This window comes from Stenotrophomonas sp. STEN022 (genome assembly GCF_056760155.1).
The window spans coordinates 17517-42811 of sequence record NZ_JBRREG010000023.1; the positions used below are offsets into that span (position 1 = coordinate 17517).

Genomic DNA, 25295 nt, shown 5'->3' on the forward strand with positions numbered 1-25295 from the left:
GCCTTTGGCTTTTGGCTTTTGGCTTTTGGCTTTTGGCTTCTCGCTTCCCGCCCCTGCTTTGCCCGCAGCACTACCAAAGCAGAGCGCAACTGCAGGTTGCTTGCACGCACCCTCTCCCCAACCCCTCTCCCGGAGGGAGAGGGGCTTCAAGCAAAACTCAACGCCAGTTGTAGTTGAACGAAACACCAATGATGCGCGGATCGTTGTAGACCGCTGCCATGTAGTTCTCGATCACGCCCTTGAGGTTCTTCTCGTTGGTGATGTTGCGGGCGAACGCCGCCACTTCCCAGGCACCGTAGCCGCCGGTATAGCCAACGCGCAGTCCGCCTTCGAAGTTGCCCTTGGAGTAGAACTCCTTGCTGTCGTACAGCACGAACTGGGTTTCGCCCTGCTTGTTCCAATCGGTGGCGAAGAACACCGCGCCATCATCACCAACCGGAATGTCGTAACGCGCGGCCAGGTTCAAGTTGTACTTGGGTGCGTTCGGCAGCGGGTTGCCGTCGATCTGGGCGTAGACATTGCTGCCGATCTTGATGGTCGGGTCGTTGACCGTGCACACCACCACGCCGTTCAACGCGCAGACCTGCGCATAGACACGCTTGTCCTGGATCTCGCTGTGCAGCAGGCTCAAGCCGGCAGTCAGCGACAGGTTCGGGATCGGGCGCCAATCCATGTCGGCTTCCAGACCGTAGGCGCGCGCCTTGTCGGCATTGAACAACACGCCGTTGCCGTTGGAGTCATTGCCGTTGAGCTGGATGTCGTTGACCGTGTAGGTGAAGCCACTGACGTTCAACCGCAGGCGGTTATCGAACAGGCTGCTCTTGATGCCGGCTTCCCAGGACAGGATGGTTTCCGAATCGGCAGTGGTGAAATCGGCATTGAATACCGCCGAGCGGCCCTGGATGGTCGGGCCACGGAAGCCACGTGCCACGCGTGCGTACAGGCTCAGCTCCGGGCTGACTTCATACATGGCGCTCAGGTCCCAGCTCGGCTGGGTATCCGACATCTCGACGTTGTGGCGGCCCTTGTAGGTGACCAGACCGGCAGCGGTATCGGCGGTCTTCAGCAGGCGCGTGCTCTTCTCGTCCTTGGTGGCGCGGATACCGGCGGTCAGCGTCAACGCATCGGTGGCCTTCCAGCTCACCTGGCCGAAGCCTGCCCACGAGGTATTGATATTGCGCAGGCGCACCCAGTTGTTGGGATTGCGGGCCGGCGTGTTGAGGAACCAGGCGCGCTGGTAGAAATCGGTGGTGTCGCGGCCGTCGAAGTAGAACGCGCCCACCTGCCATGACAGCGGATCGGTGGCATTGGAGGCCAGACGCAGCTCCTGGGTGAACTGGTCCAGGTCCTGCACCTGGCCCATCGACTGGCCGTAACCATTGGGCAGGCCATTGACCGGGTAGTTGGCCGCGGCACCGCCATCGGTATCACCGCGGCTGTAGCCGGAGGTGGTTTCGTAGGCGCTGATCGAGGTCAGCGTGGTGTTGCCGAAGTCGTAGGTCGCCTTCAGCGAGCCACCGTGGGTCTTGTAGGCCTGCGGGTTGTTGTCGGCTTCATCGAAGGCGACCTTGTCGCGCGGCACATCGACGCGGTTGCTGCCCTTCACCAGCGCATTGCGCAGGAACAGGGTGGAGGTGCCTTCATAGTCGCGGGTATGCACGGAACCGAGCAACGAGAACTGCTCATTCGGCTTGTACAGCAGCTGCAGGCGCAGGTTGCGGTCGTCGTAGCCGCCCATCGTGTCGTTCTTCGGCGTCACCGTGCCATCGGCGCTGGGGCCGCGATAGGTGTTGTCCACCCAGTCATCGCGGTGCTGGTACAGGGTCGACACACGGTAGGACAGCACGTCATTGATCGCGCCGCCCATGCCACCGTCGATGGCGACCGTGTTGTAGCTGCCGTAGCTCACGTTGACCCGGCCGCTCGGGTCCTGGCTGGGCTTGGCGGTATCGAACTTGACGATGCCGGCGGTGGTATTGCGACCAAACAAGGAGCCCTGCGGGCCCCGCAGCACTTCCACCTGGTCCACGTCGTAGACCGGGTTGGACTTGAGCACCACGTGTTCCAGCACCACGTCGTCCTGGATGATGGAGACCGGCTGCGAGGCACCGAGGTAGAAATCGATGTTGCCCAGGCCGCGGATGTAGAAGCGCGGGAAGATGCGCCCGGTGGTGGTCTCGGCATAGAAGCTGGGGACGCGGCCGGACAGCGCCAGCAAGGTATCGTCGGCACCTTCGGTATAGCTGCGCAGCGCCTCGCCCTGCACCACGCCCACCGACACCGGCACGTCCTGCAGGTTCTGCTCTCGGCGCTCGGCGGTGACGGTGATGGTATCCAGCGCCGTGGCGGCGCTGCGCGCCTCGGCCGACGCGGCATCCTGGGCCAGCGCGGTCTGTGCAGCCAGCGGCAGGATCAACAATGCGCAGGCCTGGGCCAGCAGCGAGCGACGCGGAAAATCATGGGTAACGCGGATAACTGCAGAAGCGGTGCGGTGACGCTGCATGGAATGGCCTTGGTTGGCAGTTGATGAATGCGCCGAGCCCGGACAGGGCCAATGACGCGGCATGAGGCGCGCAGATCATCACCGCACAAGGTTGCAATTCGATGGCATTGCCAGCGGACAATCCCGGAAAACCAAACGCCAGCGCAGGAGCCGATTGCTCCCACGCTGGCGATGACACCCTTCAATCAATTCCGCGCTCCAAGCGCTCAGCGCAGCTGGTCTTTCAGGAACAACCAGGTGATCAGGGTTGCATCCGGCCCCTGCGGATCGGTGAACGGCAAGCCGGAGGTGCTGCCACTCCAGGCATGCCCCATGCCGTGCACGAGATAGTCCTGGACCAGGGTCTTTCCGCCGTAGGTGTAGTCCTTGACCGTGTAAGCGCGACCACCCGGTACCTGCCCCGCAACGGTGCTGGTCGGCACGTACTTGACCGAATCATTGTCCACGCCGTCATCGGCCAGATCATTGGTCTGCAGGAACTGACGCACCGCCTGCTGGCCGTTCACCGGGTTGACCGTGGCATCGGCACTGCCATGGAATACCAGTACCGGCAACGGACGCGGCGACGGTGAGCCCGAGCACTGCCAGGCAAGCTTGCCATTGCTTTCCGGCGAGTAGATGCTGCCCGCCAGCAGCGCGTAGGCACTGCCGGATACGGTGGTCGCGCCCTTGTACATGCCGCCGGAATGGATGGCACCTGCTGCGAATACATCCGAATAGCAGGCCAGCATGATCGAGGTCATCGCACCGCCTGCGGAAATGCCAGTGACATACACCCGCCGCGGGTCGACCGCATAACCGGCCTTCACCGCATCTACGATCCCGGCCAGGATCGAAGCCTCACCGCTTCCACGCGCCTGGTTGATCGGCAGTTGCCAGTTCCAGCAACGCGTCGGGTTGGACGTAACGTTCTGCCGCGGATAGACCACGATGAAGCCTTCGACGTCGGCGACATCATTGAAGCCCGAGGCTTCGCCCATCAGGTTCGGCCCGTTGACGCAGCCATGCAGCACCAGCAGCACCGGCAGCGGCTTGCTTGCCTCATAGCCAGCCGGAACCCATACCTGATACTCGCGGCTGCCAAAAAGGTTGCCATACAGACCGAAATCCCAATGGCCTGCAGCGCTTTGCGCAAACGCGCTGCCCGCCGCCAGCCAGCTGCACAGCAGCAATAGAACAGCCTTGATTGAAACGATTCCAGATTTCATAGCCAGATCCTCATGCGTGAGTCGTGGATGAAGTCGTACCGGAAATCCTCGCGGGCCAACCGCCAGGGTGTTGCGACGCCGCCGTCAAACCCAGCCGGTGGCGTAATAGATGCCGATCACCACGAACACCGCCAGCGTCTTGATGATGGTCACGGCGAAAATGTCCTTGTAGGCCTGGCGATGGGTAAGCCCGGTCACCATCAACAAGGTGATCACGGCACCGTTGTGCGGCAGGCTGTCCATGCCGCCGGAGGCCATCGACGCAACCCGGTGCAGCACTTCCATCGGGATGCCGGCTGCCTGCGCGTTCTCGATGAAGGTCTCCGACATCGCCGCCAAGGCGATGCTCATGCCGCCCGAGGCGGAGCCGGTGACGCCGGCCAGGCCGGTCACCGTAACGGCTTCATGCAGCAGCGGGTCCTTGATCGAACCCAAGGCATTGGCCACCATCATGAAGCCCGGCAATGCGGCGATCACCGCACCAAACCCGTACTCCGAGGCAGTGTTCATCGCGGCCAACAAGGCGCCACTGATCGCGGTCTTGGTGCCATCGGCAAACTGGGTCACAACCGGGCGCCATGCCAACAGCATCACCGACAGGATGCCGACCAGCAGCGCGCCCTCTACCGCCCAGATCGCAGCGATCTTCGGTACTTCCTGCACCACCGGTGCGGACTTGCCGAGGATGGACGGCACGAAGCTGTGTTCGGCGCCATACCAGTGCGGGATGCCCAGGGTGAACAACTTGTTTGATACGAACACCAGCAACAGCGGCAATACCGCGATGCCGGCATGCGCGAGATTGGTGCCGGTGAACGGCACCGGCTCGTTGACCAGGGTTGCCGGATCGCCATAGCCCTCGCCATAGCGCATGGCAACGCGCCGGCGCCACTCCAGGTAGGCCATACCCACCGCCAGCACGAAGATGCTGCCAAGCACGCCGAGCACCGGTGCGGCCCAGGTGTCGGTGCCGAAGAAGGTGGTCGGGATGATGTTCTGGATCTGCGGCGTGCCCGGCAACGCGTCCATGGTGAAGCTGAAACCGCCCACTGCCAGTGTCGCTGGAATCAGCCGCTTGGGGATGTTGCTCTGGCGGAACATCTCGGCGGCAAACGGGTAGACCGCGAACACCACCACGAACAACGAAACCCCGCCGTAAGTGAGCAGGCCAGACACCAGCACGATCGACAACATCGCCCGCTGCGGGCCGAACAGGCGGATAGCCGCGCCCACTATCGATTTGGAGAAGCCGGACAACTCGATCAGCTTGCCGAACACCGCACCCAGCAGGAATACCGGGAAATACAGCTTCAGGAAGCCGACCATCTTGTCCATGAACAAGCCGGTGAACATCGGTGCCACCAGCGACGGGTCGGTCAGCAGCACCGCGCCGAGTGCGGCGATGGGCGCGAAAAGGATCACGCTGTAACCGCGGTAGGCGACCAGCATGAGGAAGCCCAGCGCTGCAAGTACGATCAGTAACGACATACGGCGCTTCCGAGTGGAGAGGCGCCCAGTATCCTGATCTGATGGCCGCTGCCGACTGGACCTAGGTCCACTCGCTGGTGCACACCCGCGTCGCTAGCCTTGGCTCCGAGGGTGGCATGCGGCCATCTACAACGCACTTGCCTGGGGAGGACCGAATGAAGCGGAATTGTTTGAGCCTGATGATCGGCGCGCTGTTGGCCTCCGGGCCGGTATTGGCACAGGAAGCACAACCGGCTGCGGCGACGGAGGGCAAGGCCGCTTCAGCCACCAACCTGGACAGCATCACCGTCACCGCGCGCAAGCGCGAGGAAACCCTGCAGGAAGTACCGGTAGCGGTCACCGCCTTCACCTCCGAAGCGCTGGACAAGTTGAACGTGCAGGACATCGCCGATCTCGACTCACAGGTACCCAACCTGACCATCTACGCGGCGCGCGGCGCCAGCAGCACGGTCACCACCTACATCCGCGGCGTCGGCCAGTCCGATCCCACCTGGGGCGCGGACCCGGGCGTGGGCATCTATCTGGATGACGTCTACATCGCGCGCCCGCAGGGTGCGCTGCTGGACGTGTTCGACGTCTCGCGCATCGAAGTACTGCGCGGCCCCCAGGGCACGTTGTACGGCAAGAACACCATTGGCGGCGCGATCAAGTACATCTCGCGCGGCCTGCCCACGCAGGTCGAGGGCTATGCCCAGATCACCGCCGGCAATTACAACCAGCTTGATGCCAAGGCGGCGATCGGCGGCCCGCTGGGCGGCGCCGACAGTGGCCTGCGCGGGCGCATCGCGGTGGCCAGCATGAACCGCGACGGCTTCGGCGAGAACACCTACAACGGCCAGCCGATCAGCGACAAGCAGATCAATGCGGCGCGTTTGAACCTGGGCGCCTATGCAGGTGATGACTTCGACGTGCAGTTCGCCCTGGACTGGATCGATGACCAGTCCGGCATGCGTGGCTCGAAGATGCTGGCGCGCAACCCGTTCACCCCGGCGTACCCGCCGATGGACGACCGCTACGACATCCGCTCGGGCATGCAGAACCTCAACAGCGTCGAGACCAAGGGCGCCTCGGCTACGGTGAACTGGCGTCCGAACGACGACATTGCACTGAAGTATGTGGTCGCCAAGCGCGAGTCGGACAGCCACTCCAACATCGACTTCGACACCACGCCGGTCAAGCTGGCCGACGTCGGCGGCTTCTACGAGGACAGCCAGGTCAGCAACGAGCTGCAGTTGAACTACGACGCCGGCGGCCGCGTGCGTGGTGTGGTCGGCCTGTACCAGTTCAGCGGCGAGGCCGGTGGGCAGATCCGCAACAACTTCTTCAACCTGCAGTTCGGCGATACCCGCGGCAAGGTGCTGACCGACAGCATCGCGCTGTATGCGGACTGGACCTTCGACCTGACCAACAAGCTCAAGCTCGATGTCGGTGCCCGTTACACCGATGAAGACAAGCGCGCCGTCGTGCTGAACCGCTTCTACTCCGACGCAACCTTCACCCGCCCGATCGCGGTTGCCGCCGATTTCGACAAGACCACCAACTTCAAGAACGTCTCACCGAAGGTGTCGCTGGATTACCAGATCACCCCGGACATCATGGTCTATGGTTTGGCCACGCGCGGCTTCAAGTCCGGCGGTTACAACATCCGCGCCAACGCCGTGGCCGTACCGCGCTCGGCCGAGCCGTTCGATGACGAGACCGTCGACAGCTTCGAAATCGGCAGCAAGATGGGCTTCCTGGATTCGCGCCTGTTCCTGAACCTGTCGGCCTTCCACAACAAGTACAAGGACATCCAACTGTCGGTGTTCACCGGCATCGATACCAATGGTGACGGCGTCAACGATGCCTTCTTCGGCGACTTCACCAATGCCGGCAAGGGCACCGTCAACGGCCTGGAAATCGAATACCAGTACCTGCCGACCGCGCACTGGCTTATCTCCGGCAACCTGGCCTGGCTGGACACCAAGTACGACGAGTACATGGACCGTGGCGTCAACGTCGCCGACAAGATGAAGTTCACCAATGCGCCGGAGTTCTCGGGTGCACTGAACGTGGAATATCGCACCGAGCTGGCCAATGGCAGCAACCTGTCCGCACGTGTGGGCTACAGCTACCAGAGCGAAGTGTGGCCGACCACCGACCTGAGCCCGGTGATCCGCCAGGATGGTTACGGGCTGGTCAATGCCGGCGTGATCTGGAAGCTCAATGACGCCTGGACCTTCTCGCTGCAGGGCACCAACCTGGCCGACAAGGAATACCGCACCACCGGCTACAACATTCCGGCGGTCGGCACCCTGATCGGTTTCTACGGCCCGCCGCGCCAGTACAGTCTCAGCGTCCGCTACGATTTCTAGGAAACACCTGCATGACCCAGTCTTACGAAGATCTGTACTGGAGCAGCAACGATGGCCTGCGCCTGCACGCGCGCGACCATGCACCAGCCGCGGGGCAATAGCCCCGCGGCACGGTGGTCTGCATTCCCGGCCTGACCCGCAATGCCGCTGACTTCGACGCACTGGCCGAAACGCTGACCGCGGTCGGCTGGCGCGTGCTTGCGGTCGACCTGCGTGGCCGTGCGGGTTCGGCACGTGCGCCCGACCCAAGCAGCTACAACCCACGCACCTACGCCGATGACATGGTGGCGCTGCTGCGTTCGCAGAACATCGCCAAGGCCGTGTTCATCGGCACCTCGCTGGGTGTGCTGGTCACCATCACCCTGGCCTCGCGCGCACCGGAGCTGATCGCGGCAGCGGTGCTCAACGACGCCGGCCCCAAGGTGCCACGCGAAGCCTTGGCGCGGATCGGCAAGTACGCAGGCAAACCCTTGCCACCGATGGATCTGGAGCAGGCAGCCGCCTACGCCGAATCGATCGGCAAGGCCGCCTTCCCGCGCTTCACTACCGACGACTGGCGGGCTATGGCGTCACGTAGTTTCCGTCAGCGCGATGACGGCCTGCTGGAACTGGACTATGACCCGGCCATCATCCGCACCACCCGGCCGTGGGTGCTGTGGCTGCTGCGCCCGGTGCTGTGGCGTGCGGTGCGTGGACTGACCTCACGGGTGCCGGTGCTGGTCGTGCGTGGCGCGCTGTCCGATATCCTGCCTGCCGATGTTGCCCAGCAGATGGCGGCTACGTCGCCGAACGCCAGCCTGATCGTCGTGCCGGATGTTGGTCACGCACCGACCTTGTCCGAGCCCGAGGCGCGTGATGCGATCCTGGCCCTGCTTGGACGCCTGCAATGAGCACTGATGAGATGACACCGGAGCTACCGGAAGCCCTGCAGGCACTGCAGCAGTGGGCTGCGAGCGAACGCCTTGGCAAGCCCACGCACATCGCGCAGGCGCGCATCGACGCCTTCGCCGAGGCCACCGGCGACCACAACTGGATCCACGTTGATCCGGTCCGTGCGCAGGCCGCTTTGCCGGGCAGGACAACCATCGCGCATGGCTTCCTGCTGCTCTCGCTCACCGTCGAGGAGGACGTGGCGGCGCTGGTCGGATTTCCCGGCATCGCCCACGTACTGAACTACGGTTTGAACAAGGTGCGCTTTCTGGCGCCAGTGCCCAGCGGCTCCGTCATTCGCGTGCGCTCACGCCTGGTCTCACTGGAACCGCGCCAGCCTGGCCAATGGCTGCTGACCCAGCACAAGAGCGTGGAGCTGCAACCCGGCGGCGAGGTGGCACTGGCCGCCGAGCAGCTGTCATTGATCGTGATCGCGCCCTGACGCGTCCCTGCATGGCAAGCGACCGGCGGGCATCCAGCACGCCGGCCACGGTTCTCTCTACACTGGAGCGATGTTGACGCCCTCCATCGTCCTGTTCGCCTGCATCGCGTGGACCGTGCTGCTGTTCGGCGTTGCCCTGTGGGGCGAGCGCCAGGGTCACCGCCTCGGCAGGATCTGGCCGGCCATCTATGCGCTGTCACTGGCCGTGCACTGCACTGCGTGGACGTATTACGGGGCCGCCTCGCAGGGCGTGCAATGGGGCTTCCCGATCCCGCCAACCTTGATCGGCATGGCACTGATCTTCGCCTTCGGCCTGCCGTTCCTCGCGCGCCTGGGCAGGCTGGCCAAACAACACAACAGCGCCACCATCGCCGACCTGGTAGTTGCACGGCTGCGCACCGATCAAGGGCTTGGCGTGACCATCACCCTGGTCGCGCTGTTCGGCATCATTCCCTATATCGCGCTGCAGCTTAAGGCGGTGAGCCAGGGGCTCAGCGCGCTGCTCGGCGACACGTTCGCCGCCAGCGGCTGGCAGCTGGACATGTCGTTCTGGTTCGCACTGACGATGGCCGCGTTCACCATGCTGTTCGGCGCACGTAAGGCCTCGGCCACCGAGCACAACCGAGGCATCGTGGTCGCGCTGGGCCTGGAGTCGCTGCTCAAGCTCGCAGCGTTGCTGGCGATTGGCCTGTATGCGGCAATCTCGGTGCAGCGCGCCGGCACGCCGCTGCTTGAAAAGATGGCGCACCTGCCACCGCCGGCGGTGATCCCCGACTTCCTGACCATGGTCGCGCTGGGCGCGATGGCAGCCTTCACCCTGCCCCATCAATTCCATGTCGGCGTGGTCGAGCTGCGCCAGTCCTCGGACCTGAAAACCGCACGCTGGCTGTTCCCGCTCTACCTGCTGTTGATCGGCCTGCCGTCGGTGCCGATGGCCTTGTCCGGTGCCGCGCAACTGCCGGCGTCGGTATCGCCGGACCTCTACGTACTGGCCTTGCCGCAGGAACGCGGCCACCACGTGCTGGCGCTACTCGCCTACCTGGGCAGCCTGAGCGCCGCCACCGGCATGATGATCCTGTCCGGCCTGACCTTGTCGATCATGCTCGGCAACCATGGCTTTGGCTCGCACCTGCTGGGCGGCATGAACGGCGGCGGCAGCGATGCCGGTGCCGACCTGCGCCCGCGCGTGCTGGCATTCCGCCGCGCCGGCATTCTCGCCGTATTCCTGATGTCGTGGCTGTACAGCCGCGCCATGAGCGGCACCGAGGCACTCAGCGATTTCGGTCTGATGTCCTTCACCGCCCTGTCGCAGCTGGCGCCGGCGGTGCTGCTGGCGGTGTATCGGCCGCGCACGCCCTCGCCTGCGATCATGGCCGGCATCGTGTTGGGCTCGCTGGTCTGGCTGTGGCTGGTGTTGCTGCCGATGGTGATCCCGGCACCCGATCCAGCAACCGGCGGCGAAGGATTGCACTGGCTGGCGCTGTTCTCGCTGCGCATGCAGCCCGGCCACATCGCCATCAGCATGGGCGCCAGCCTGGCGGTCAACCTGGTCACCGTTGCGCTGGTGTCACGCGCGATCCGGCCATCGCTGCCACTGCAGAAAGACGCCGTGGCCGCGGCATCCATGCGCAAGACCGCCGGCCGCTTCCTCGGGCCGGAACGGGCGCGGCAATTGATGGATGGGCATGCCGGACAGATGCTGGATGACGACCGCGTCACCGCCATCGAGCGCGAGCTGACCGCCGTGGTCGGCGCAGGCATGGCGCGGCTGTTGGTCGAGGCCGCACGTGACGGCGGCGCCGCGCCGCTGGATGCGGTCACCCGCGCCGTCGGCGAAGCGACGCAGGCGCTGCGCTTCAACCAGCGGCTGCTGGAAGCCGCATTGGAAAACATGAGCCAGGGCATCAGCGTGGTTGATGCCCAGCTGCAGCTGGTGGCCTGGAACAGCCGTTATGCCGCGCTGTTCAAATTTCCGCCCGAACTGCTGCAGGTCGGGCAGCCAGTCGCCAATCTCACGGCATGGGCCTTGGGCGAACTGAAGATCGGCGAAGCTCCGGGTGACAACGTCGGCAAGGCGCTGAACCGTCGCATCGCGCATATGCGTCGTGGCACGCCGCATCTGTCCGAACGCATCTTTCCTGACAACACCATCGTCGAAATCCGCGGCAACCCGATGCCAGGCGGCGGCTACGTCGCCACCTTCACCGATGTCACCGCGTTCCGCATGGCCGAAGATGCGCTCAAGCGCAGCAATGAGACTCTGGAGCTGCGCGTGCAGGACCGCACCGCTCGCCTTGAACAGGCCGTGCACGAAGCCGAGCGCGCGAACGTGGCCAAGACGCGCTTCTTGACCGCGGTCGGCCACGACCTGATCCAGCCGCTGCACGCCGCGCAGCTGCTCACCGATGCGATGTCGCAGCACATCGAATCGGAGTTCCTGGACAGCTTCCTGCGTCAGATCCGCGGCGCATTGGACTCGACCGACGACCTGCTGTCGGGCCTGCTGGATATATCGCGACTGGAAGCGGGTGGACTGGTCGCCGATCCACGGCCGTTCGCCTTGTCGACCGTACTTGATCCCCTCGCACAGGAATTCGCCGTGCTGGCAGCCGCGCGCGGCCTGCAGTTCCGCTACGTGCGCAGCCGCGTCTGGGTGCACAGCGACCCGCTGTTGCTGCGCCGCGTGCTGCAGAACTTCCTCGCCAACGCCATCCGCTACACCCGTAGCGGCGGCGTGCTGCTCGGCGTCCGCCGCCACGGCGACACGCTGACCATCGGCGTGCATGACAGCGGCCCCGGCATCACCCCGGAGCAGCAGAGCGTCGTGTTCGAGGAGTTCCATCGCGGCGACCGCAGCAACGGCCAGGGGCTCGGCCTTGGTCTGGCGATTGCGCACCGCATCGCCGACCTGCTGCACGCACCGCTGGCACTGCATAGCGTGGTCAACCGCGGTTCGGCGTTCTCCATCACGGTGACACGCGCAAGCCCGCCGCCGGCCACACGCAACGACGCGCCCTCGGGCGGCACCAGCACCATCAAGGGCACCCGCGTGCTGGTGGTCGACAACGATACGGACGCGCTGCAGGCGATGCGGCAGCTGCTGCTGTCATGGGGCTGCGAGGTAAGCGCGTACAGCGACGCCAGCGGGATCGGTGCATCCGCACAGGAGGCGGACCTGTGGTTGTTCGACTACCACCTCGACGACGGTGACACCGGCGTCCAGCTGTGGAAGCGCCTGGATGGCGCACGCAGGCAGCGGCCGACCGTGATACTCAGCGCCGATACCGGCAGCGATACGCGCGAGGCGGTGCGCGAAGTCGGGCTGTCACTGTTGAACAAGCCGTTCAAGCCACTGGCGCTGCGCTGGGCGATCAACCACCTGCTGGCAACCCGCAGCACGGTCGAGGGCTGATACCGCAGACGCCGTTGAACCGGCCGGCCGCAGGCCGCGCCGCAGCTCAGGCGTCCTGTGTCTCTTCGATCTGCCGCGATGGATCGTTCAGGCCCATTTCGTGCAGCACACGGATCGCCTGCGCGCGGTTGCGCACGCCCAACCGGCCCATGATGCGGGTCATATGCGCCTTGACCGTGCGCAGCTGCACACCAAGGCGATCGGCGATCTGCTTGTTGAGCAGGCCTTCGGCGACCAGGCTCAATACCTTGTACTGGTGCGCGGACAGGCTGGACAGGCGCGCAGCCAGATCGGCGTCCTTGCTGAAGGGCGCAACCCGGGCAACGGTTTCGCGCAGCATCGCCGGTATCCAGCGCTCGCCATCGAGCACGGTCTGCAGGGCCTGCTGCAGGTCCACCAGCCCCGAGCTCTTGGGCAGGTAGCCGGCAGCGCCAAGGTCGATGGCGCGGCGGATCACATGCGGCTCTTCATTGGCCGAGACGATGATGATCGCCAGCCCGGGTTGGAGGGCGCGGATCGTCGCCAGACCGGCAAGACCATGGTTGCCCGGCATATGCAGGTCCAGCAGCATCAGGTCGATCTGCTGGCTCTCGATCGCTTCCAGCACGCTGTCCAGCGAATCGGCCTCGCTGATCTGCAGGTCATCAACCGCCTCTTCGGCCGCGCGATGCAAGGCGGCGCGGAACAAAGGGTGGTCATCGGCAATGAGCAGGGTCGGCATGTCCAGGCGAGGTTAGCAAATTAGCCAGCGACCGGGCACGGGTACCTAGGTACGCTGGCACATACACACTGGCTTGTTAGTGTGTGGCAATGAACATCCCCCGCCCCGTTACCCTGCTTTGCGCCGCGCTGCCGCTGTTGGGCTGCGTTTCCGTCGCCACTGCCGCCAAGCCCGCCGCGAGTGCTGCGGCTCCAACGTTCGAGCAATGGCGCGAAACCGAGCACCGCGGCAACGATGATCTGCTGACCGCCGGCCTGGGACTCGATGGCCTGCGCGCCACCACCGCACCGGCATTCGCCAGTGCGGCCCAGCCGACCGCCGAAGAAGCACGCCGTCGCGCCATCTGGAGCAGCTGGCGCGGCATCGCCGACCTCACCCCCGGCGGTGGCTTCGGCGATGTCTACGGCAATCTTCAGGCTGCGCCGGGCCGGGAGTTCTCGGCCTATGCGCGTATCCCCGGCGCCCGCCAGCCGCATCGCGTGCTGGTGCAGGTTCCCGACAGTTTCGATCCGGCAAAGCGCTGCCTGGTAGCGGCAGCCTCCTCCGGCTCGCGCGGCATCTACGGCGCGATTTCGGTTGCTGGCAGCTGGGGCCTGGCCCACGGTTGCGCGGTCGCCTATACCGACAAGGGCACAGGCAGCGACTATTACGATCTGGACGCCAGGAGTGGCTTCCAGGCCAACGGCACACCTGCGACGCAGGGCGCACTTGCCTTCGCTCCAACCGATACCAAAGCGGCGCATGGCATCGCCTTCAAACACGCCCATTCCGGTGACAACCCGGAAGCAGACTGGGGCCGGCATCTGCTGCAGGCGCTGCAGTTCGGCTTGCAGGCGCTGGACCGCGCCTACCCGCAATCGGCACCGTTCACCCCCGCCAATACGCGCACGCTGGGCGCGGGTGTTTCCAATGGCGGCGGCGCGGTGCTGCGCGCGGCCGAGATCGAGGGCGACTGGTTCGACGCGATGGTGGCAGGCGAGCCGAATGTCTCGGTGGCTGGCGCGCCGCCGCTCTACGACTTCGTCACCCAATCCGCCCTGTTGATGCCCTGCGCGCTGCTTGCGCTGGATGATCTGCCGCAGCCGCCGGTGCAGGCACAGGCAGCACCGGCATGGACGCAGCGCTGTGCCGTCCTGAAATCGGCCGGACTGGTGCAAGGCGATGACACCGCCGCACAGGCGCAGTCGGCACGCCAGCAACTCGCCGACGCCGGGCTCAGCGATGGCGCGCTGCACGCCGGTGCGTTCTCGACCGGTTTCGACCTGTGGCGTGCAATCGCGGTGACCTATGCCTCGGCCTATGGTCGCTACGGCGCCGGCGAACACCCCTGCGCCTACAGCTATTCCGCTGTCGGTGCGGACGGCAAGCCTGTTCCTGCCGCCGCCGAGCTGCGTGCAAGCTGGTGGAGCGAAGGCAGCGGCATTCCACCGGGCAGTGGCGTTGTGCTGGTGGACGGCAATGCCGCCCAGTCGGCGGAGGATCCGCTGCGCGGGCTGAACTGCCTGCGTGCACTCGGCCTGGGTGACAGCGCCGATGCCAAGCGTGTACGCGCCGGCATCGCCAATGCTGCCGCCAAGGCGCCGCGTCGCGGCCTGCCTATCGTGGTCATCCACGGCACCGACGACGGGCTGGTGCCGATCAGCATGACCAGTGACCGCTATGTACCGCTCGCTCGCAACGCTGGTGCGCAGATCGCCTATTGGCGGGTAAGCAACGGCCAGCACTTCGACTCGCTGCTGGCCTTCCCGGATTACCGCAAGCGCTATGTGCCGTTGCTGCCCTACATGTTCGCGGCAATGGACCAGGTATGGGATCACCTCGAAGATCCCGCGCGCGCCCTGCCGCAGGATGCGCTGATCCAGCCAACGCCGCGCGCGGAAGCACCGTTGCAGCGCTCGCAGCTATCCATTCCCGCAGTCTCGGGCCGCTGACGCGCTGCCAACCAGGATATCCAGATGTCATTCGTTACACGCTCCGACCAAGCCGAATCCAGCGCCTACGCCTATCCGCTGCTGATCAAGCAGCTGCTGCACACGCCGCTGGCGATCAATCCCGATCAGGAAATCGTCTACGGCGACAAGGTCCGCTTCGACTACCGCACGCTGCAAGCGCGTATCGGCCAACTGGCCGGCCTGCTGACGTCACTGGGCGTGAAGCCCGGCGACACCGTGGCAGTGATGGACTGGGACAGCAACCGCTACCTGGAAAGCTACTTCGCCGTGCCAATGATCGGCGCGGTGCTGATGACGGTGAACATCCGCCTGGCCCCGGAGCAGATCGCCTATACGCTGAATCACAGCAGCGCGCGGGTGATCCTGGCCAACCGCGAGTTCCTGCCGGTGCTGGAGAGCATTGAAGAACAGCTGCCGGACCTGCGCACCCGGGTGCTGCTGGACGATGAAGCAGGCCCGCTACCCGCTGGCTTCGCCACCGAGTACGAAGCAGGTCTGCGCGGCGCCGAGCCAGTCCGCAGCTTCCCCGACTTCGACGAAAACACCCGCGCCACCATGTTCTATACGACCGGCACCACCGGTCTGCCCAAGGGCGTGTTCTTCAGCCATCGCCAGCTTGTCCTGCATTCGCTGGCAGCGATGGCGGCACTGGGCAGTGCACCCAAGCAGGGCCGGCTGCACCGCAACGATGTCTACATGCCGATCACCCCGATGTTCCATGTGCACGCCTGGGGCATGCCGTACGTGGCCACGCTGCTGGGCATCAAGCAGGTGTATCCGGGCCGCTACCTGCCGGGCAAACTGCTGGATTTGATCGCGCGAGAGAAAGTGACGTTCTCGCATTGCGTACCAACCATCCTGCATATGCTGCTGGGCCACCCCACTGCGGCAGATACCGATCTGCACGGCTGGAAAGTCATCATCGGCGGCGCCGCACTGCCGCGTGCCTTGGCGCAGCAGGCCTTGGCGCGCGGCATCGACATCTTCGGCGGCTACGGCATGTCCGAAACCTGCCCGCTGCTCACCCTCGCCCAGATCGATGTCGATGCCCTGGCTGGCACCGATGAGGAGCTGTCGCTGCGTACCAAGGCCGGTATTCCGGTACCGCTGGTGGAGTTGCGCATCGTCGATGAAGACATGAACGAAGTTGCCCACGACGGCGTCGCCACCGGCGAAGTGGTGGTACGCGCGCCATGGCTTACCCAAGGCTATCTGCACAATCCAGAGGCCTCGGAAACCTTGTGGGCCGGTGGCTACCTGCATACCGGCGACATCGGCAACATCGACAGCGGCGGCTACCTGCGCGTCACCGACCGCATCAAGGACGTGATCAAGACCGGCGGCGAATGGATTTCCTCACTCGCGCTGGAAGACATCATCGCCATGCACCCGGCGGTCAACGAGGTCGCGGTGATCGGCATTGCCGATGCCAAGTGGGGCGAACGCCCGTTGCCCTTGGTGGTCAAGCACGCAGGCAGCACGGTTACCGAAGCCGAGATCATCGAGCTGGTCGCCGCCCGCAGCCGCGCAGGCGACATTTCCCGCTACGCGATCCCCGACCGCGTCAGCTTCGTCGACGCGATAGAGCGCACCAGCGTCGGCAAGATCAACAAGAAGAAGCTGCGCAGCCTGCATGACCTGCCGGCAGACACTGAGCCGAGTTAGTCCAGCTACTGCGCAAAGGCGCTATCGTCACAGATGCTTCTTGGGGGCACCTACTGCGGGGCAGCCATCCCCAGCCTGTCCCGCGCCTAGGCGCTCACCCGCGGCCAAAGCGCGTAGAACGTGCCAGCCGCAAGCGACGCAGCAACCAGGCAAACGAACGGAAGCCAGCTGATTGCAATGACAAAGCACAACAAACTCAGGGACGAGAGTGGCTCAACCGCGGGCTGCCATTGTACAACCGAGGTGCAGAGAGCCCTGTCGAGGACATGGAACGAAAGTTTGATGGCAGAGTAAAACACCGATAGCGACAGCAGCAGCGCGAGTGTCCTCGATCTCATTCAAATTGCCCCTTGGATCCAGCAGATCCGAGCTCCTTCACGGGTTTCGCGTCCTTTCTCAACCGAACTACAGAACACTTGCAAGTCAACCTCCCCGATATGCGCGTTGTACCCTCCGGATCCTCAGTAGCCACTGAAGCTCCCGGCTCCGCTATCCGCTTCAACCCGTTCAACTGAGAACGATCGATAGAACGGAAAGACGTTCGCGTAGCTCGGGATCAATGCGCGGTGATGGAAGCTCTCGAATGCATGCAACGCCTGCGACAGGAGCAGCGCAACTACGATGCAGAAATAACCCTGCCGGCAATGCGCTCCTGAAAGATGACCAATGACTCTTCGACGGGTGCTAGCCAGAACGACCAGCTGAGTCGCGACACTCACCACCAAAACAAGCAGCCCGTAGGCACAGAGCCGGAAATCGATGCCGGAGAGCACCTGTCGCAGATGCACTTCCAACACGTGACCTCGTGAGTAGGGAAAGAAACCCATCATCCCGATCGCATCGTGAAGCAGGATCAACGTAAAGACAGATCCAGCAAAAATGCCTGCACATCGAAACACTCCTGGAGGCGCGCATCCCATCAGGCAATGAAGCAGCAGTCCAGCGATCGCAAACGAACCGAGCCACCCTACGTGTGTACATGCCAGATAGAAGACAACGACTGGCGTGTTCGACGACAACGATATGCCCACCCAATAGATCACTCCTATCGCAAGAAAAGCGATGGCATTGCCAAGCCAGAACCACTTCGCCCACGATATATTTGTCTTCAAGCGAGCGGATACGCCATCGCGTTGCGCAAGAATTTTCATTGTGTGTAGGTGTCAAATTCTGTACAGCTCGGACGACGGCAGTGACCACCGCCAAGCAACGGCCACAGTCGATTGAGGAATGAAGTAGGATCCAGCTCGCGTGACGCTAGTCCACGCGGAACTCGGCACGACACCCTTTGCTGACCCATATGCCGCGATGGTTCCATCCCCAACTGTCGCCTTCCACGCAGGCGGATACGGATAGCTGACGCACCATACGGACATCGTCGTAGATCCTCACCGGGCAACGTTGCCGCCGATGCTCTTTCGAACTGCAACTGACGATCGTTCTCTCATCCTCCCAATCGCGACCGGGCCAGCCACCGCCCCGGCGCCTGTCCGCGACGAACTCAGCGCGACAGCCATCTGCAACCCACACGCCACCGCGTGCGGCGCCCCAGTTGTCGCCCTCGATGCACTCTGTGCGGGAGATCTGTCTCGATAGCCGGGGCCGTCCGGAAAGTGAGCAGTACTCTGTCTGCCCATTGCGTGACTCGCAGCGCACCGGCCACTCTTGGCGGTGCGTGGCCGAAACATCGTCTGCTGCCCGGGCTGTTCCGGTCGCAAGGCCGATGCCAATGATGGCCACCAGCCAACTCTTTGAGATTCTTTGCAAGCAGGTCATACCTATCCTTCTTCATTGCGAAGGACGCGTTCCAAGCGTCGTCACTTCGATGCCAATTCCGCATTCCAGGGGCAGCCCGATCACGTTGTTCCGGAGCTGGATCACTCAAGCCGCTACTCGCTCGGTACCCAACGCATAGCGTTGGCTCGACCGAAATCTGCCAGCAGCGGTCGATCAACCGCTGCCCCTGCTTCCGTCAGAAACTGTGGCTATAGCCCGTCATCAAGCCAAACTGGTTTGCCTTCTGAACAACAGGGCTCTTCGCCGCATCGCCAAGCAACCGCTTGGCCTCCGCCGACACAAACCAGTTGCCGTTCTTTCCGGCCTGTCGGCTCCACTTCAGGCCGAGGCCCGCACTGACCAGCCCTGCATCTGGCGTGTGCCTGGCAAAGCCCGTTCGACGCGCTTGCGCCTGGGTCACGCCATACCATGTCTGCATGTAGCCACTGTCGCCGAACTCGGTGGAAACCGAGCCACTGATCGCGCCGCCCGCGAAATCAAACAGTGGCATCTCCACGCTGAGTTGACCTTGCTTGGTTGCGAGCCCGTTCTCTCCGCGATCCTTGTCTTGCGGTGCATATTGCATGGACGCGCTGATCACCGCCTCGCCAATGGTGTAGCCGCCCGCCACGCCGACAAGCGCGCGCGACTTGATATCACCCATTCCGCGGAGATAGTCAGAGCCACCGAATACCGAGTTCTTGTCGTATCGGATTCCGCTGGCACCGATGTATGCGCGGACCTTGGCGTTATCGCCGATCGCAGTTCCCCAACCCAAACCACTGGTTCCGAAGAACCAGCCTCCGGGTGCGGAAACATCGAACGAAAGCATGGGTGCAGCCTGATACTCCTTGCTTCCGCTATAGCGGGGAACCGCGCCTGCTCCAGCAGCCAGCTCGAACTTCCAGCTGTCGTCCTTGGCATGTGCAGGTTCGATGGATGCCAAAGGCAGAGCGGCAATCAGAACAAGGAAAGATGTGTGACGTAGGAGAAACATAGCGACTCTCTTGAAGGAAGAAGTCGCAGCAGAATCAATTCTTCGCTGCGAGGTCGCTAGGATTCCAGTTCGTATCTAGCCAATCTCGCTCATGTCATGTGCCATTTGTAAACAAATGTAAAAGCCACCAAATCGTTCATCTCGCGCTAATCGGCCATTGCATCTCCACGCGTGCTCCGCCAATAGCTGCCTGGTCTATCCGCAAGAGCCCGCCATGGCGCTTGGCGATGCGATCGGAAATGGCCAAGCCCAGCCCGAACCCACCGGTATCGCGACTACGACTGCAATCGGACCGGGTGAAGGGGCGCCGCATCCGCTCCCGGTCACACTCAGGTATTCCGTCTCCGTCGTCATCTACCCGCAGGCGCACCGTGCCATCGACCTCCATCAAGGACACTTCCACGGACGTCCTGGCATGTCTTACCGCATTGTTGATGAGGTTGCTCAATGCCAGTCGCAGGAGACGGGGATTGCCGGGGAGGCTATCAACCTCGGTCTGGACTCGAATGCCAATGCCATGCGATTGCGCGCCGCGGACAGCATCCTCGGTACTCTCCTGCAGCCATTCACTGGCCGGCAACAATTGGAAATCGTCAGCTTCTTCATGGTGATCGAGCCGCTCGTAAGTAAGCAGCTCACCAACCAATTCATTCAGCTCTGCAACGTCGCTTCGCAAACCTTTCGCCAAGTGTTCGCGACGCAGTACATCGTTGCTTTCGCAAATCATTTCTATGCCGAAGGAAAGGCGCGCCAACGGCGTACGGAGCTCATGCGACATGGCATGGGTCAGGTCGCGCTGACGCTGCACGAGCTCGGCCACCCGATCGGCCATGCGATTCGAGTGCTCGATCATCACGCGCACCTGCGACCTGGCTGAAACCTTTACTCTCGCACCGAGGTCACCTGATCCGATGCGATCGGTGTGCTCGCGTAGCGCTTCCAGATCACGCCAGAGGAATCGAACCCATACGTAGACACCAGCTCCCAGCACCGCCAGGACAACCGCGTAGGCAACCAGATTCAGGTAGAGAATCATTGGAGGAGCGCCGGGAAGCTTCAACCGAAGCCATGCACCCTCCGGCCGATGCGGCTCAAGTGGCGCAAGTAGAACCTCGAACTCATCGCGCGTGACCATTCCATGGTCCTGCAACTGTTCGAGCTCTGCCGTGCGCAACTTGGGACGCTCATCCAGCAGTTCCACACCCAGCCCATAGTTGGGCGCGATCCGCATCAGTTCGCGTTTCTGTTCCGCCGGCCCCAGCCCCGACAGATTGCTACGTATCGCGTGGATCTGCCCACGCATCTGCTCGGAGAAGGCGCGCTGCGATGTCGGCAGATAGACTCGATCAAGAACCTGGTTGAGTACACCTACTGAAACAAGAACGCATAAGCTGACCGCCAGCCACAGCCGGAAGAAAAGCCCCTTCATGCCGACCATGCCATCGGATTGAACTGGTACCCGTGGCCCCAGACAGTCATTATCCGACGCGCCTCGCGCCCGTCGTCACCTAGTTTTCGGCGCAGCTTTCCTACGCAGACATCAACGGTCCGGTCTTGCCCATCAAACCCGACACCTCGTACCGACAATAGGATCTGCTCTCGGCTGAGCACTTGCCCTGGCTGACTGGCCAGCAGCCATAGAACCTCGAATTCGATCGTACCGAGCTCGACGGTGTTGCTGCTCAACTGCACACGCCGCTGCAATCTATCAATGAGCAGCTCCCCATACTTCAATCTGTCAGATGCGCAGACCCTGCCCTGCCGACGGCGCAGCAATGCACGCAAGCGTGCCAGCAGCAGGCGCGGCTCGACGGGCTTGTGCACATAGTCATCGGCGCCGGACTCCAGGCCGAGGACCTGATCCACATCGTTCTCACACGCCGTCAGCATCAGAATCGGAACGTCCGAGTAACCCCGTATCTGCCTGCAGACATCCATTCCCGAGAGGCCTGGCAGCATTAGATCAAGCACCACCACGTCGGGGGCGAGTTCACGGCACGCTGCACTGGCGGCATCGCCTCGCAGAACATGCTCTACAACGAAGCCATGTTCCCGCAGGTATTCTCCAATCAATGTAGCCAAACGGCGATCATCTTCGATCAGGAGTACTTGAAATGATTCGCTCAGGATCGCTGAGTCGATGAAATGCCTGCTCATCAATGGGCTTCAATTCGGAGATCGGGGGTTGGTCTCACGAATGCGTGTAACGGAAATTACCCGTTTTTCGCGAGAATTCCCAAGCTTCCATAGTGAAAACACTCCAGTCAATTGCGATGGGCGCTTTATCTGAATGCCAAATGATTGGCACAACGCCTTGATGGGCCAAGCAGCGGCCGGACGACACAGTCGATGGGTCGGCATCGCGCGGAAGCAGGCCCCCGCCGATCGGTATCACGGCCGGCACCGAGCGCCTCAATGCTCTCCCATCAACCCGAAGTTGCGACGGTGAGCGCCCCCCAAAAAATGGCCATCTGCCGAGCATGGCTCGGCACTACACCGCTGCGCTTGTCGGAGCAGCGTCAGCCGCGAGACTGGCAACAACGAAATCAACCACACACCCGCAATCGGATTGATCATGAGCTTCGCGGCTGACGCCGCTCCCACAAAAAAATCCGATGCCAAGGGATTGGCATCGGATTTCGGGTGACGCAGCTGTACAAATGGAAAGCGCTATCGCATTCGCAGGTGCTTCAGCCCTCCGGCGTAGTCGCCTTGTAAACCGGCTCACCATCAACCCAGGTCGATAGCACCTTCAGGTCATCAAGCTGGTCGGCGGCGACTTTCAACGGGTCACGATCCAGTACCACGAAGTCGGCACACAGCCCGCGTTGCAGCTTGCCAACCTGGGCTTCGTCATGGCCTGCCCATGCCGCGTCGCTGGTGAAGCCACGCAGCGCTTCGGAAGCACTCAGGCGCTGCTCCGGCTGCCAGCCACCCGGCGGCTGCCCGTCGCGGTCCTGACGGGTCACTGCCGCGTACAGGCCCAGACGCGGATCGACCTGCTCCACCGGAAAATCAGAACCCAGGGCCAGACGCGCGCCGCTGTGCAGGAAACGCTGCCAGGCATAGGCACCGAGGATGCGTTCCGGCCCAACCCGCTGCTCGGCCCAGCCCATGTCCGAGGTGGCGTGGGTGGGCTGCATCGAGGCGATCACGCCGAGCTTGGCGAAACGCGGGATGTCCTGCAGCGACACCACCTGCGAGTGCTCGATACGCCAGCGGTGATCGTTGTCCTTGTGTGCGCCCAATACCTTTTCGTAGGTATCGAGCACGATGCGGTTGCCACGATCACCGATGGCGTGAGTGGCTACCTGCACCTTGCAACCATCCGCCTTGCGCACGGCAGCTTCGAACTCTTCCGGCGAGGTCATCAGCAGGCCATGGTTATGCGGGTCGTCGCTGTAAGCGGTCAGCAGGGCCGCGCCGCGGCTGCCCAGGGCGCCATCCATGTACAGCTTGACCCCGTGCATCTGCAGGCGACCGCCCGGGTGGGCGTACAGGCCGGCCTTGCACAGGTCCTCCAGCGCTTCGTTGTTGCCATCGGCATAGGCATCGATGCGCAGCGGCAGCTTGCCCTGGTCGGCCAGACGCTTCATCAGCGCCAGGTCCTCTCGCGACACGCCCATGTCATGCACACCGGTCAGACCATTGCTTACTGCCGCCTGCAGCGCAGCTTGCAGGCGCTTTTCGCGCGAGGCGTCGTCCAATGCCGGGATCTGCGCGTAGACCAGTGATGCTGCGCCGTCGACCAGCACACCGCTGGGCTTGCCAGCGGCATCGCGAAGAATGCGCCCGCCCTCCGGCTGCCAATCGCCGGACAGCGACTTGCCCGCCTTCTCGGCAAGGCGGATGGCGGCGCTGTTGACCCAACCGGCATGGCCGTCAACGCGTTCCAGATAAACCGGCCGCTGCGGGAAAGCCGCATCCAGATCGGCGGCGGTGGGGAAATCGGTGTTGTCCCAACGGTTCTGGTCCCAGCCGCGGCCCAGCAGCCACTCGCCGGGTGCCAGGGTTTTCTCGAAGGTCTGCAGCCGCTCCAGCACTTCGCCGCGATTGCGTGCGCCGGTGAGATCGGCCTGCATCAAGGTATTGCCCAGGCCCATGATGTGCGCATGGGCATCGATCAGGCCCGGCACCACGGTCGCTTCGCCCACATCGATGCGCGGTGCCTGCGGGTACAACTGCAGCAGCGCATCGGCACTGCCCACATCCAGTACCTTGCCGCTGTCGCTCTCCCAGGCGATGGCACCTACCACCGGCTGCGCCGGGTCACCGGTGCGGATGGTATCGGCGACCAGCAGCTTGACCTCGGCCTGGGCCGGGAGTGCATGCAGACAAGGGAGCAACAGGGCTACACAGGCAAGACGACGCATCAGGCACGCTCCACAACGGAATGCGTGGACTATGCCGTCATCGGCCCGGCCTGACAAACCGTGCCCTGCACCTCATCCGGGCAGAAACGCCCGCTGCGCTCAGTCGGCGCTTACATCGACGCGGACGCGGATCTGCTCGCCGGGGTGGTAGTCGCGATGGGTGCGGTATTGGCGGCCAGCGTATTCGTAGGTGACGTCGTAGCCATCCACCCGCTCGCTCTCGCTGCCATAGCCGCTGGGCTCACAGACCCGCACGTCACCGCGCTGGTAGGTCGGCCGGTTGCTGGCTTCGTAGATGGCGCGACCGGCAGCTCCGCCGGCAATGGTGCCGACCGCGGTACCCAGGTAGCGGCCATCGCCACCACCGATGCGGCTGCCGATCACCGCACCAGCCAGACCACCGATCACCGTCGCCCACTGGCGACCGCGTTCGTTGCCCTGCCGGTACTGGCCGTTGTCGTAGCCACGCTGGTCATAGCCGTCATTTCGATAGCCGTTGTTGTTGCCGTAGCTGTTGTTGCCATAGCCGCCGGCCTGATAACCATTGTTGTTATCCACATAACCGCCGTCGTTACGCTCATAGCAGCGCTCGTTTCGGCCCTGGTTGCCATTGACGATGACCGGGTCCACCCGCACCACCCGCGCGTAGTCGTACACAGCACCGTTGCCGGCGTTTCCGCCACGGTACTGGCCATCGTCGTAGCGTGAATCCGGACGGTACTGGCCATCATCGTAAGAACCGTTGGGGCGGTATTGACCGTTGTCATAACGCTGTGCGGACGCATTGGAGGCGACCAGACCACCGACAACAAGGACAGCGGCAACAGCTAGCGAGCGACTCATGGCAGCAACCACTCCGGCAGGAATGAGGAACAAGGGATGAGCGATGCTCAGGCGCGACGGGTGAAACGACCCTGAACCGGCCCGGCCAGCGCTGAACGCTCGCCGGGCCAGCGCCAGGTCAGGCCGAAAACTCGGTATCCAGGCTGATCGGCACCGCACTCAGCGCCTTGGACACCGGACAGTTCTGCTTGGCGTCATCGGCAATTGCGCGGAACCGGGTCTCGTCCAGGCCCGGCACCACCGCTTTTACCTTCAGCCGGATCTGCGACAGCTGCGGGCCGCCCTCCATCGACAGGTCGACATCGGCACGGGTATCCAATGAGGTCGGTGGGAAGCCGGCCTCGCTGAGCTTTGCCGACAGCGCCATGGTGAAGCAGCCGGCATGTGCGGCGGCAATCAGTTCTTCGGGGTTGGTGCCCTTCTCATCGCCGAAGCGGCTGTTGAAGGCGTAGCGGGTGTTCTCCATCAAGCCGCTCTGCGGCGTACTCAAGCGGCCCTGCCCGGCCTTCAGATCGCCTTCCCAATGTGCGGTGGCGTGACGCGAAATACCCATGGTGGAACTCCTCGTGGTGGATGGCTCCGCCAGCCTAAACCACATCCTGTTAGCGGTTTGTGCGGTGCAGCTGTCAGC

The 25295-nt window shown here is 63.4% G+C and carries 17 protein-coding genes and 1 pseudogene; 6 read left to right on the top strand and 12 right to left on the bottom strand.

Annotated elements, in window-relative coordinates; genetic code table 11:
* Positions 1 to 157: 157 nt before the first annotated feature.
* From ACVOMF_RS07045 to ACVOMF_RS07055, 3 genes are all read right to left on the bottom strand, one after another.
* The gene (locus tag ACVOMF_RS07045) at positions 158 to 2503 is read right to left on the bottom strand and encodes a TonB-dependent receptor (RefSeq protein WP_481508629.1); all 2346 of its coding nucleotides are present in this window, start codon (positions 2501 to 2503) and stop codon (positions 158 to 160) included.
* Between the two features lie 206 nt (positions 2504 to 2709).
* Positions 2710 to 3711 (bottom strand): extracellular catalytic domain type 1 short-chain-length polyhydroxyalkanoate depolymerase, encoded by a 1002-nt coding sequence (locus ACVOMF_RS07050; RefSeq protein WP_481508630.1) that lies wholly within the window; start codon positions 3709 to 3711, stop codon positions 2710 to 2712.
* 84 nt (positions 3712 to 3795) lie between these two features.
* A complete protein-coding gene (locus tag ACVOMF_RS07055; protein ID WP_481508631.1) occupies positions 3796 to 5199 on the bottom strand; it encodes a GntP family permease in 1404 nt (467 codons plus the stop codon).
* A gap of 155 nt (positions 5200 to 5354) precedes the next feature.
* On the opposite strand from ACVOMF_RS07055, the gene ACVOMF_RS07060 reads away from it, so the two are divergent.
* From ACVOMF_RS07060 to ACVOMF_RS07075, 4 genes and pseudogenes are all read left to right on the top strand, one after another.
* Positions 5355 to 7553, top strand: a complete 2199-nt coding sequence (locus ACVOMF_RS07060; RefSeq protein WP_481508632.1) for a TonB-dependent receptor — start codon at positions 5355 to 5357, stop codon at positions 7551 to 7553.
* Between the two features lie 11 nt (positions 7554 to 7564).
* Positions 7565 to 8443, top strand: a pseudogene (locus ACVOMF_RS07065) (alpha/beta fold hydrolase).
* A complete protein-coding gene (locus ACVOMF_RS07070; protein WP_481508633.1) occupies positions 8440 to 8925 on the top strand; it encodes a MaoC family dehydratase in 486 nt (161 codons plus the stop codon). The pseudogene ACVOMF_RS07065 and the gene ACVOMF_RS07070 overlap by 4 nt, the downstream one beginning before the upstream one ends.
* Positions 8926 to 8995: 70 nt before the next feature.
* Positions 8996 to 12337: a hybrid sensor histidine kinase/response regulator gene (locus ACVOMF_RS07075; RefSeq protein WP_481508634.1), complete on the top strand. Its 3342-nt coding sequence runs from the start codon at positions 8996 to 8998 to the stop codon at positions 12335 to 12337.
* Between the two features lie 46 nt (positions 12338 to 12383).
* Here the strand turns inward: ACVOMF_RS07075 and ACVOMF_RS07080 are convergent, their stop codons facing one another.
* Complete coding sequence (locus ACVOMF_RS07080; RefSeq protein ID WP_481508635.1) at positions 12384 to 13058, bottom strand: response regulator transcription factor; 675 nt, start codon at positions 13056 to 13058, stop codon at positions 12384 to 12386.
* Positions 13059 to 13147: 89 nt separating this feature from the next.
* On the opposite strand from ACVOMF_RS07080, the gene ACVOMF_RS07085 reads away from it, so the two are divergent.
* Both ACVOMF_RS07085 and ACVOMF_RS07090 read left to right on the top strand, forming a co-directional pair.
* Complete coding sequence (locus ACVOMF_RS07085) at positions 13148 to 14989, top strand: 3-hydroxybutyrate oligomer hydrolase family protein (protein ID WP_481508636.1); 1842 nt, start codon at positions 13148 to 13150, stop codon at positions 14987 to 14989.
* Positions 14990 to 15013: 24 nt separating this feature from the next.
* Positions 15014 to 16675 carry a fatty acid--CoA ligase gene (locus tag ACVOMF_RS07090; protein WP_481508637.1) on the top strand — a complete coding sequence of 554 codons (1662 nt, stop codon included), beginning with the start codon at positions 15014 to 15016 and terminating at the stop codon, positions 16673 to 16675.
* 461 nt (positions 16676 to 17136) lie between these two features.
* Here ACVOMF_RS07090 and ACVOMF_RS07095 read toward each other — a convergent pair whose 3' ends face one another.
* The 8 genes from ACVOMF_RS07095 to ACVOMF_RS07130 all read right to left on the bottom strand — a co-directional run bounded on the left by ACVOMF_RS07095 (position 17137) and on the right by ACVOMF_RS07130 (position 25217).
* A complete protein-coding gene (locus ACVOMF_RS07095; RefSeq protein ID WP_481508638.1) occupies positions 17137 to 17826 on the bottom strand; it encodes a DUF3413 domain-containing protein in 690 nt (229 codons plus the stop codon).
* 106 nt (positions 17827 to 17932) lie between these two features.
* The gene (locus ACVOMF_RS07100; RefSeq protein WP_481508639.1) at positions 17933 to 18451 is read right to left on the bottom strand and encodes a DUF3011 domain-containing protein; all 519 of its coding nucleotides are present in this window, start codon (positions 18449 to 18451) and stop codon (positions 17933 to 17935) included.
* A 196-nt stretch (positions 18452 to 18647) separates the two neighbouring features.
* Positions 18648 to 19448: a MipA/OmpV family protein gene (locus ACVOMF_RS07105; protein ID WP_481508640.1), complete on the bottom strand. Its 801-nt coding sequence runs from the start codon at positions 19446 to 19448 to the stop codon at positions 18648 to 18650.
* A 136-nt stretch (positions 19449 to 19584) separates the two neighbouring features.
* Positions 19585 to 20886 (bottom strand): ATP-binding protein, encoded by a 1302-nt coding sequence (locus tag ACVOMF_RS07110; RefSeq protein ID WP_481508641.1) that lies wholly within the window; start codon positions 20884 to 20886, stop codon positions 19585 to 19587.
* Positions 20874 to 21605, bottom strand: a complete 732-nt coding sequence (locus ACVOMF_RS07115) for a response regulator (protein ID WP_481508642.1) — start codon at positions 21603 to 21605, stop codon at positions 20874 to 20876. Before ACVOMF_RS07115 ends, ACVOMF_RS07110 begins: the two co-directional genes overlap by 13 nt.
* 533 nt (positions 21606 to 22138) lie before the next feature.
* Positions 22139 to 23821, bottom strand: coding sequence for an amidohydrolase (locus ACVOMF_RS07120; protein WP_481508643.1), 1683 nt, complete (start codon positions 23819 to 23821; stop codon positions 22139 to 22141).
* Positions 23822 to 23920: 99 nt separating this feature from the next.
* Positions 23921 to 24664, bottom strand: coding sequence for a glycine zipper 2TM domain-containing protein (locus ACVOMF_RS07125; RefSeq protein ID WP_481508644.1), 744 nt, complete (start codon positions 24662 to 24664; stop codon positions 23921 to 23923).
* Positions 24665 to 24782: 118 nt separating this feature from the next.
* Complete coding sequence (locus tag ACVOMF_RS07130) at positions 24783 to 25217, bottom strand: OsmC family protein (protein WP_481508645.1); 435 nt, start codon at positions 25215 to 25217, stop codon at positions 24783 to 24785.
* Positions 25218 to 25295: the final 78 nt, after the last annotated feature.